Annotated in this window: 8 protein-coding genes; 3 read left to right on the top strand and 5 right to left on the bottom strand. The window is 68.7% G+C overall.

What is annotated here, in order from left to right; all coding sequences use genetic code 11:
• From AC5RVZ_RS24805 to AC5RVZ_RS24790, 4 genes are all read right to left on the bottom strand, one after another.
• A partial coding sequence (locus AC5RVZ_RS24805) for a 4Fe-4S single cluster domain-containing protein (protein WP_494068279.1) occupies positions 1 to 739 on the bottom strand: 739 nt, incomplete at its 3' end.
• The gene (locus AC5RVZ_RS24800; protein WP_493978867.1) at positions 720 to 932 is read right to left on the bottom strand and encodes a DUF2997 domain-containing protein; all 213 of its coding nucleotides are present in this window, start codon (positions 930 to 932) and stop codon (positions 720 to 722) included. The genes AC5RVZ_RS24800 and AC5RVZ_RS24805, both read right to left, overlap by 20 nt.
• A 29-nt stretch (positions 933 to 961) precedes the next feature.
• Entirely contained in the window at positions 962 to 2,608 is a 1,647-nt protein-coding gene (locus AC5RVZ_RS24795) for an AAA family ATPase (protein WP_494068278.1), read from the bottom strand.
• 110 nt (positions 2,609 to 2,718) lie between these two features.
• Positions 2,719 to 3,525 carry a hypothetical protein gene (locus AC5RVZ_RS24790; protein ID WP_494068277.1) on the bottom strand — a complete coding sequence of 269 codons (807 nt, stop codon included), beginning with the start codon at positions 3,523 to 3,525 and terminating at the stop codon, positions 2,719 to 2,721.
• A gap of 132 nt (positions 3,526 to 3,657) precedes the next feature.
• On the opposite strand from AC5RVZ_RS24790, the gene purH reads away from it, so the two are divergent.
• Positions 3,658 to 5,334 carry a bifunctional phosphoribosylaminoimidazolecarboxamide formyltransferase/IMP cyclohydrolase gene (gene purH / locus AC5RVZ_RS24785; protein WP_494068276.1) on the top strand — a complete coding sequence of 559 codons (1,677 nt, stop codon included), beginning with the start codon at positions 3,658 to 3,660 and terminating at the stop codon, positions 5,332 to 5,334.
• A 370-nt stretch (positions 5,335 to 5,704) separates the two neighbouring features.
• Complete coding sequence (locus tag AC5RVZ_RS24780) at positions 5,705 to 7,933, top strand: NADP-dependent isocitrate dehydrogenase (RefSeq protein ID WP_494068275.1); 2,229 nt, start codon at positions 5,705 to 5,707, stop codon at positions 7,931 to 7,933.
• Positions 7,934 to 8,073: 140 nt separating this feature from the next.
• On the opposite strand, the gene AC5RVZ_RS24775 is transcribed toward AC5RVZ_RS24780, so the two are convergent.
• Positions 8,074 to 9,165 carry a Gfo/Idh/MocA family protein gene (locus AC5RVZ_RS24775; RefSeq protein WP_494068274.1) on the bottom strand — a complete coding sequence of 364 codons (1,092 nt, stop codon included), beginning with the start codon at positions 9,163 to 9,165 and terminating at the stop codon, positions 8,074 to 8,076.
• A gap of 159 nt (positions 9,166 to 9,324) precedes the next feature.
• Between AC5RVZ_RS24775 and AC5RVZ_RS24770 the strand changes: the two genes are divergently transcribed.
• Positions 9,325 to 9,894, top strand: a complete 570-nt coding sequence (locus AC5RVZ_RS24770) for a hypothetical protein (RefSeq protein WP_494068273.1) — start codon at positions 9,325 to 9,327, stop codon at positions 9,892 to 9,894.
• The last annotated feature ends 67 nt before the right edge of the window (positions 9,895 to 9,961 follow it).

Raw genomic sequence — 9,961 nt, 5'->3', positions numbered from 1 at the left:
GGTCGGCACCCGGGCGGTCGGCCCGGGCGCCGAGGTCCGCCAGCAGAGCGTCCAGTTGGTCGTCGGTGGCCCAGCCGTTCAGGCCGATGGTGCCGTCGGCCGCGACCCGGATTTCGATCCGGTCCGGTTGGGCCGCGATGTCCTCCAGCAGGTCGCGGTAGCGGCCGGTCAGCGCGGTCAGGCCCTGGTTGGTGGAACCGATCCATGGCCGGTGTAGTTCCGGCTGGTCCCGCAGGTACGGTCCGTCGGCCAGCAGATCGGTGGCAGCGAGCAGGCCGGCGATGTCTTCGCGGTTTGTGGCCCAGCGCCGCAGGTCACGGCGCAGGTAGCCGGTAAACGTCATCACGGACAGGCCGGCCGCTTGGAAGGCGCGCGCGACGACGGCGCTGGCCGCCGCCTGTTCGAAGGGTTCGCCTCCCAGCAGGGTCAGGCCTTCGGCCCTTGCGGCCACCGCCTGGTCGACGAGCTCGGCGGCGAATTGCCCGGTCGGGACGAGCTCTGCGCCGCGGGCGGCCCAGAGGTGGGGGTTGAAGCACCCCGGGCACCGGATGGAGCAGCCTTGCAGCCAGAGCGCGGCGCGCCGGCCCGGTCCTTCGGCTTCGGTGGCCGGCAGGAACCGCGCGTGCCGGATGAGTCCGGCATCGGCCGGCGCCGGCGCGGAGCTGTTGTTGATGCGGGGCTCCAGGACCGGGCCGCCCGGCTGCCGGGGCGCTCCTGGGCTACCGCTCTGCTGACTCATTGTGGACGTAGTCGCTGGTGGTGACGGCGGTGCGGTTGAAGTCCTCGGTGTAGGAACTGGAGACGCTCTCGGCCTCCAGGAGATCCTCCAAAACCGTGATGTAGTCCAGGCACTCGGCGCCGAAGATGTTGCGCGTCTCGGCCGAAACCGCGCCGTCGGGCCTGACCGTGACAATCAGTTGTTGCTGATCCATAGCTTCTCCTTCGAGGAGTCGGGTGTTGTCTAGAAGTCCACGGTGCGGCCGCCGCGTGCCGGGTGCCCGGAGGCTGCGGCGGGCACGGCACCGGCGGGTGGCGCCGGGTCGATCTGCTGTCCGGCGTCCGCGTCCAGATCCTCGCTGCCGGTGGCACCGACGGCACGCAAGGCAGCCCACTGCCGGATGGCACCGACTTCCTCGGCCTGCGTGATGGCCAGCGGAATCATGTTGGCGACAGCCCGCTGCAGGTCGTCCAGGCGGACCGGGCGGTCTTCGGCGTAAGCGTCGAAGAGTGCGGCGACGACTGCCTGTTCGATTTCTGCGCCGGAATAGTTCTCCGAGGCGTCGGCGAGGAGCCCGACGGCGGTCGGATCGTTGGCGACGGCGTGCAGCTGGTTGGCGGCGGTGCCCTTGCCGGCCATCTGGATCTGCCAAATCACCCGGCGTTCGGCGTCGCTGGGCAGATCGACGAAGAAGATCTCGTCGAAACGGCCCTTGCGCATGAACTCCGGGGGGAGCCGGTCGATGTTGTTGGCGGTGGCGACCACAAAAACCGGATGGCGCTTCTCCTGCATCCAGGTCAGGAACGAGGCGAACACGCGGGCTGAGGTTCCCGAATCCCCCTCGCCGCTGGTGCCGGAGAAACCCTTTTCGATCTCATCGATCCACAGGATCGCCGGCGAGATGGCTTCGGCGGTGGCGATGGCGTTGCGCATGTTCTGTTCGCTGGAGCCGACCAGGCCGGAAAAGACCCGGCCGATGTCCATCCGCAGCAACGGCAGCCCCCAGGCCGAGGCCATCGCCTTGGCCGTCAGGGACTTGCCGCAGCCGGGCACGCCGGTGATCAGCACGCCCTTGGGTGCGGGCAGGCCGAAGTCGGCGGCGGCATCCAGCCAGGAGCCTTTGCGCTTGGCCAGCCACCGCTTGAGGTTGTTCAGCCCGCCAACCTCGTCCAGGCTGATGTTCACGTCCACGTAGTCCAGCAGCCCGGACTTGCGGATGGTCTGGCGCTTCTCGTCCAGCACCACCCTCACGTCGTGCGCGGTCAGCTCGCCGTCGTCGACCATTGCCCGCGCGAAGGCGTTCTCGGCTTCGGCCATGGTCAGGCCGAGCGCCGCCTGGACCATGTTCTCCTGGTCGGCTTCATTCAGGGTGACCTTGATCCGTCCGCCGTCGGAATTCTGGCTGATCATGTGCGCCAGCATGGCCTTGATCTCGTCGTGGCTGGGCAGCGGAAAGTCGACCAGCGTGACGGCCTTGTCCAGTTCGGGCGGAATTCGCAGCAGCGGGGCGACGATGATCAGCACCCGCCCGGTGGTGCCTTGTCGGAAGGCGGCAGAGAGCTCGCGGACCTTCCGGACCACCTCGGGGTCCGCCGGGCGCTGGTCGGTGCCGAAGTAGGCGTGCAGGTCGAAGAAGATGAAGACCCCCGGATCGTGCGCGCCGAGCACCCGGTCCAGGGCACGCGCCGGGGCCGTGGTGTTGGACTGCTGGCCGTCGCTGGGGGAGAGGAGCCCGCTGCTGGCGTTCCACGTCCAGACGGGGCGCGGGGTGCGCAGCGCGGCGGCGCACTTGAGCACTTCGGCGTGCACCCGTGCTTCTTCGTGGCTTTCGACGTACAGCACGGGGATGCGGGCCTTGAACGCTTGGTCAAGCGTTTCAGCAAAAGACATGGGTCTCTCCCCTTAAGGAACGGATCGGGATCTGGCTCTACTTTAGGCATAGTTGCAGGGACTGGGCGCTTTGGCCGCAGGTTCCGGGCCGCAGGTTCGGCACCAGTCCCTCAGCGGCCGATGTCCAGGCTCCAGTTGCCCTCGCTGGTGTCAATCAGGAAATACGTCACCGGGTACGGCTGCCAGGAGAACCGCGTGGTGCTGCTGCCGATCTTGTTGACCACCAGGTTCCGACGCGATTCCTGCCAGGTGTAGACGGCGATGTTGGCGTCACCGGTGTAGGTGAACTCGGCCAGTACCTCATCGCCCTCATAGCGAACCAAGGCAGGGCCGGAGCCGGCGACCGTACCGTCTTCCGGTACGGCGTAGGCGACCGGGCGGACCTCCAGTCGCCAGTCGCCGTCCGCCTCGACATGCAGTGAAAACTCCTCCCGCGCGGTGGCCAGGAGACCGGCCGAGGGTTCGTTCCGGTCGCCGGAGTTGTAGAGGAAATGGACCGGCCAGTCGGGGTTCTCCGGGTCGTCCACCGCTACGCTGACGTCCACGCCGCTGTCGATGACGATCTCGAACGGACCGTCGTAGCCGGCCGGCCGCTGGTAGCCGAGGACGGCGTTGCCGGATCCTGCATAGCTGCCGGGGCCGCCGGCTTCGGCCACGGTTCCCTCGCCGGCCGCCGCCGAAGCCGTGCCGGTCGCTTCCCCGCCGCCGGGCGCCGGGTCCGTCGCGGTCCCTGCCGCCGGTTCGGCCGCCGGACCGGGGTCATCACCGGGGGCGGCTGCGGCGGTTGAAAGGTGCGGCAGGAGCCGGGGGACGGCGAAGCCGATCGCGCCGCACAGAACCAGGAGACCCAGCAGCCAGACCACGAGCGAAAAACGACCGATCCGCAGTGCCGCGTCCTCAGTCATCGGTGCCGACATGTTGTGCTGTTCTCCTTTGTATGTCCCCATGAGGTTACCCACACCGCGGATCCGCTTCACACTCGGTGCCCGGCAGAGGCCCGGCGCTAGACTTGGAGCATCCCCGAATCCATTCTTCCTTGGAGATTTTGCGTGAGCCTGAAGCAGCTTGACCGTGTTCCCATCCGCCGCGCGTTGATCTCGGTGTACGACAAGACCGGGCTGGAGGGGCTGGCGGAAGGCCTGCACACCGCTGGGGTCGGCATCGTTTCCACCGGCTCGACGGCCAAGAAGATCGCCGCCGCAGGTATCCCGGTCACCGAGGTTTCCGAGATCACCGGTTTCCCGGAGTGTCTGGACGGCCGTGTCAAGACGCTGCACCCGCGCATTCACGCCGGCATCCTGGCCGACCGCCGCCTCGATGACCACGTCCGGCAGCTTACCGACCTCGAGATCGAGCCCTTCGACCTCGTGGTGGTCAACCTCTACCCGTTCGTGCAGACCGTGCGTTCCGGCGCCAGCCAGGACGAGGTCGTGGAGCAGATCGACATCGGCGGCCCTTCGATGGTGCGGGCCGCAGCGAAGAACCATCCGTCCGTGGCGGTCGTAGTGGATCCCGCCACGTACGCGGACGTGGTGGAGGCGGCGAATTCCGGCGGATTCGACCTGAAGACCCGCCGCCGGCTGGCGTCCTTGGCCTTCGCGCACACCGCAGCCTATGACACCGCCGTGGCCAGGTGGACCGCCGAGCAGTTCGGCGACGACGCCGAGGCCGTCGAGGCGGCGCCGGCATTCCCGCCGTACGCCGGCCTGGCACTGGAGCGCTCCGAGTCGCTGCGCTACGGCGAGAACCCGCACCAGGCCGCCGCGCTGTATGCGGAAACCGGCGCCGCGCCGGGCATCGCGCAGGCCGAGCAGTTGCACGGCAAGGCCATGAGCTTCAACAACTACGTCGACGCCGACGCCGCCGTGCGCGCGGCCTTCGACTTCGCCGAGCCGGCCGTCGCGGTGGTCAAGCACGCCAACCCCTGCGGCATCGCCGTCGCGTCCCCGGGCGCCGCGGATCCCATCGCGGATGCGCATGCAAAGGCCCACGCGACCGACCCCGTGTCCGCGTTCGGCGGCGTCATCGCCGCAAACCGGACGGTGACCGCCGGCATGGCCACTACCGTCAAGGACATCTTCACCGAGGTGGTTGTCGCCCCGGGCTTCGAACCCGAGGCCGTCGAGATCCTGTCGAAGAAGAAGAACATCCGGCTGCTGGTCCTGCCGGAGGGCTTTGCCCGGGACACGGTCGAGTACAAGCAGGTCTCCGGCGGCATGCTCCTGCAGGCCTCGGACCGGATCGACGCCGACGGCGACGACCCTGCCAACTGGACGCTGGCCGCCGGCGAGGCCGCCGACGAGGCGACCTTGGCGGATCTGGCCTTCGCGTGGCGCGCTGTCCGGGCGGCGAAGTCCAACGCCATCCTGGTCGCGGCCAACCGCGCCGCGGTGGGCATCGGCATGGGGCAGGTCAACCGGCTGGATTCCTGCCGCCTGGCCGTTGAGCGGGCCAATACCCTCGGCGTGGCGGTCGACGGCGGGGCCGACGCTGCCGGTGGCGCGGCCAATGTGCAGGGCTCCGGGGCGCCCGAGCGAGCCCGTGGCGCCGTGGCGGCATCGGATGCGTTCTTCCCGTTCGCCGACGGCCTGCAGATCCTCCTCGATGCCGGCGTCCGCGCGGTAGTGCAGCCCGGCGGTTCGGTCCGGGACGAAGAAGTGGTGGCAGCGGCCGACGCCGCCGGCATCACCATGTACTTCACCGGGGCACGCCACTTCTTCCACTGACGAGTCAGGCAAGAACAACGGCAAGATGCTCGAAGCTTGGCCTTAGCCCTACCACTCCTCCCACGGGGCAGCGGGGCCGGGGCGACGGGCGAGAATCCTTGCCGGCAGGGTGTCGGGCACGCAGGTTAAGGGAACCGATGTGCCCGGCACCGGCCGCCAAGCGGCGCGCCCCTCGGGAGGCGGTGCACCGCCGTCGTGCCGGGCGCGGCACCGGTCCGGACGGGTGTGGCTTCTGCGGCACGGCGGCTTCGCGGCGGCCTCGCGATCTGCGGTGTGCGCGTCTTCAACCGGCGCCCGGCAGCCCTCCTCGGGTAAATTGGAGGAGTTGAGTAACCAAAGAGACCCACTTTTGCAGGGAGACGCCTCACCCATGGCCAAGATTATCTATACCCACACCGACGAAGCGCCGATGCTGGCCACCTATTCGTTCTTGCCGATCGTTGAGGCCTACGCCTCCACGGCTGGTGTGGAAGTGGAGACCCGCGACATCTCGCTCGCTGGCCGTATCATCGCCGTCTTCGGCGACTACCTCACCCCCGAGCAGCGGATCGGCGACGCCCTGGCCGAACTGGGCGAACTCGCCAAGCAGCCGGAAGCCAACATCATCAAGCTGCCGAACATCAGCGCCTCCGTGCCGCAGCTGAAGGCCGCCATCAAGGAGCTGCAGGGCCACGGCTACGCGCTGCCGGACTACCCGGACGACCCCTCCTCCGACGAGGAGAAGGACATCCGCGCCCGCTATGACAAGATCAAAGGCTCGGCGGTCAACCCGGTGCTGCGCGAGGGCAACTCGGACCGCCGCGCGCCCCTGTCGGTGAAGAACTACGCGCGCCAGAACCCGCACAGCATGGGCGCCTGGACCGCCGACTCCAAGACGAACGTGGCCACCATGGGCGCCGACGACTTCCGCTCCAACGAGAAGTCGGTGGTCATGCCGGCCGACGACAAGATCAAGATCCAGCTGGTGGCCGAGGACGGTACCGTCACGGTCCTGAAGGACGCCTTCCCGGTGCTGGCCGGCGAGGTCATCGACGGCACCGTCATGCGCGCCGCGGCGCTGGACGAATTCCTGGCCGCCCAGGTGGCCCGCGCCAAGGAAGAAGGCGTGCTCTTCTCCGCGCACCTGAAGGCCACCATGATGAAGGTCTCCGACCCGATCATCTTCGGCCATGTGGTCAAGGCTTACTTCTCCGAGCTGTTCGCTGCCTACGGCGACAAGCTGGCCGCTGCCGGCCTGAGCCCGAACAACGGCCTGGCCGCCATCCTGAACGGACTGGCGGCGCTGGACCCCGAAGACCGCAAGGGCGTCCAGGGGCTGATCGACAAGGGCCTGGACGAGGGCCCGGCCATCGCCATGGTGGACTCCGACAAGGGCATCACCAACCTCCACGTGCCCTCGGACGTGATTGTGGACGCCTCGATGCCGGCCATGATCCGCACCTCCGGCCACATGTGGGGACCGGACGGCCAGGAAGCTGACACGCTGGCCGTGCTGCCGGACAGCTCCTACGCCGGGATCTACCAGGTGGTTATCGACGACTGCCGCGCCAACGGCGCCTACGATCCGACCACCATGGGCACCGTCCCCAACGTCGGCCTGATGGCCCAGGCGGCGGAGGAATACGGCAGCCACGACAAGACGTTCGAGATCCAGACCGCCGGTACCGTGCAGGTAGTTGACGGGTCCGGCACCGTACTGATCGAGCACCAGGTGTTCCCGAACGACATCTGGCGCGCCTGCCAGACCAAGGACCTGCCGATCCGCGACTGGGTGAAACTGGCCGTTACCCGCGCCCGCGCCAGCCAGACCCCGGCCGTGTTCTGGCTGGACGAAACCCGCGCCCACGACGCCAACCTGATCGCCAAGGTGAACGAGTACCTCAAGGACCACGACACCGACGGCCTGCAGATCGAGATCATGGCCCCGGAGAAGGCCACCGCCTTCACCCTCGAGCGCCTCCGCAAGGGCGAGGACACCATCTCGGTGACCGGCAACGTGCTGCGCGACTACCTGACGGACCTGTTCCCGATCCTGGAGCTCGGCACGAGCGCCAAGATGCTCTCGATCGTCCCGCTGATCAACGGCGGCGGCCTGTTCGAGACCGGTGCCGGCGGCTCCGCTCCGAAGCACGTCCAGCAGCTGCTGGCCGAGAACCACCTGCGCTGGGATTCGCTCGGCGAGTTCCTGGCCCTGGCCGTGTCCTTCGAGCACCTGGCCACCTCCACGGGCAACGCCCGCGCGCAGATCCTGGCCGACACGCTGGATGCAGCCACGGGCACGTTCCTGCTGGAAAACAAGTCGCCCAAGCGCAAGGCCGGCGAGCTGGACAACCGCGGCAGCCACTTCTACCTGGCCTTGTACTGGGCGCAGGAACTGGCCAACCAGACCGGCGACGCCGAGCTGGCCGCGGCCTTCTCCGGCATTGCCTCCGAGCTGGCCCAGAACGAAGGGGCCATCGTCGGCGAGCTCAACGCCGTGCAGGGATCCCCGGTGGACCTGGACGGCTACTACCGGCCGGACGCCGCCAAGGCCGCCGAGGTCATGCGCCCGTCGGCCACGCTGAACAGCATCGTGGCCACGCTGACCGACAAGAAGTAGGCGGCGCCGGGCGGTTTCGCCTGGCTTCAGGCGCTGAATAACGACGGTGGCCGGCGCACCTCCCGCGGGAAGGTGCGCCGGCCGCCGTCGTGCTGTCCGAGTCGGTCCGCTGCCGCCGCGTCGGCGCCCTGCTCTCCGGCTCAGTCCGTCACCGGCACCGCACGGTCATTGGCATAGCTGACCCCCAGCTGGGCGCGGACCCCGTCGAAGAGCCGCATGGTGTCCACGGTGTCCGCCCAGGACATGGTGGGGCTCTGCTGCAGGCCGGACTGGACGCAGCGGGTGACTTCGCGCAGCTCGAAAACGTAGCCGCGGCCGACGCTCGGGAAGGTTTCCACTCGGGGCTGGCCCAAATGCGGTTGGACCGCCAGCTCGGTGGGGTTGTGCAGCGGCGCGTTGCTGCGGAGCCACCCGCCGGTGCAGGCGACGGTGGCCGTGCGCGGCGAGGCGGCCTGCAACGAACACGCCAGCTGCGCCTGGGCACCCGAACCGTAGCTAAGCGTCATGGCGTTCTGGGCGTCGACGCCGTCGTCGTTGACCTGCCCGGAGGCGGCCACCGTCTGCGGGAAGCCCAGGGTCCCCAGAGCCCAGGTCAGGGGATAGACCGCCAGGTCCAGCAGCGCTCCGCCGCCGGCTGCCGGATTCCACAGCCGGGCAGCCGGGTCGTAGACCGCCGGGAATCCGAGGTCGGCCTGCACCCAGCGGACCTCGCCGAGTTCGCCGGACGCGAGGATGTCCCAGACGCGGTTGATGATCGGCAAGAAGCGCGTCCAGACCGCCTCCATCAGGAACAGCCCCCGCGCGGCCGCCAGTTCCGTCAGCTCCAGGGCTTCCCGGGCGTTAATGGTCAGGGACTTTTCGCACAGCACATGCTTGCCGGCTTGCAGCGCCCGTCCCGCGATCTCGAAATGCTGGCCGTGCGGAGTGGCCACGTAGACCACGTCCACGTCCGGGTCGGCGAAAAGCTGGTCGTAGCCCTTGCCGGCATCGCCGTCGAAATAGGCGGTGGCGAAGCCGAAACGCCGTTGGAAGGCCGCCGCGTTGGCCTGGTTGCGGGAACTGACCGCCTGCAGCACGGCATCTTCCAGCCGGGCGATGTCCTCGGTAACCCGGGTGGCGATGGCCCCGGTGGCGACCACGCCCCAGCGCAGTTTCCGGCCGGTGGCTGCGCGCGGATCCGGCGCGCCGGGCCGGGCGCAGGGCGGGGTGATGATCCGGGGCGGTTCTGCCATGGCTCCATCTTGGCGGCCGGCGGCCGGGACGTCCATGGGCACCGATTGCCCTTTGTCCCACCCCTCCCGCGCGCGTCCCCGCCCTACCGATGTGGACCCATCGATGGTACAAAGTAAGCAGGCTCAGTAATTTCGCCACAACGAGGAGGAGCCCGCACCATGGATACAGGCATGATCGTCGGAATCATCATCGCGATAGTTGTACTCCTGATCATCATCGGAGTCATTGTCTTCTTTGCGCAGAAGCGGAACACCAAGCGGAAGTTCGAGAAGCAGGAAGAGAACCGCAGGGAGGCAGCGGAGTTGCGGCAGGGAGCGCAGGTGTCCTCGGTCGAGGCGCGGGAGCGCCAGGCGGACGCCACCCAGGCGCAGGCCGAGGCCCAGCGGGCGGACGTCGAAGCCGAGCGTGCCAAGATTGAAGCCGACCGCCTTCGCCAGGCTGCCGACCAGCGGCAGGCGGACGCCCAGGGTATCCAGCAGGAGAGCGACGAGAAGCTGCGCCGCGCCGATGACCTGGACCCGGACGTCAACACCAAGGACCGGGACTCCCGGAAAGACCGCAAGCACGACGGCGGCGCCCACCGCGGCGACTCCGACCCCGACCGCGGTGTAGACACCGCCGCGGGGTACCGCGACGACGGCGGCCGGCATGCCGACGACGTGCGCAACGACGGCGCGCGGACTGCCGACGACCCCCGCCGTGCCGAGGGCGGCAGCCACAACATCTAGGCCGGATCACACAACACATGGCGCCTGCTTCCCCTGGGGAGGCAGGCGCCATTTGTTGTTGGGGGAG

Source organism: Arthrobacter sp. Cza30, from assembly GCF_059090765.1.
The sequence above is the reverse complement of the archived record's forward strand: the minus strand, read 5'-3'. Positions and strand labels throughout refer to the sequence as shown.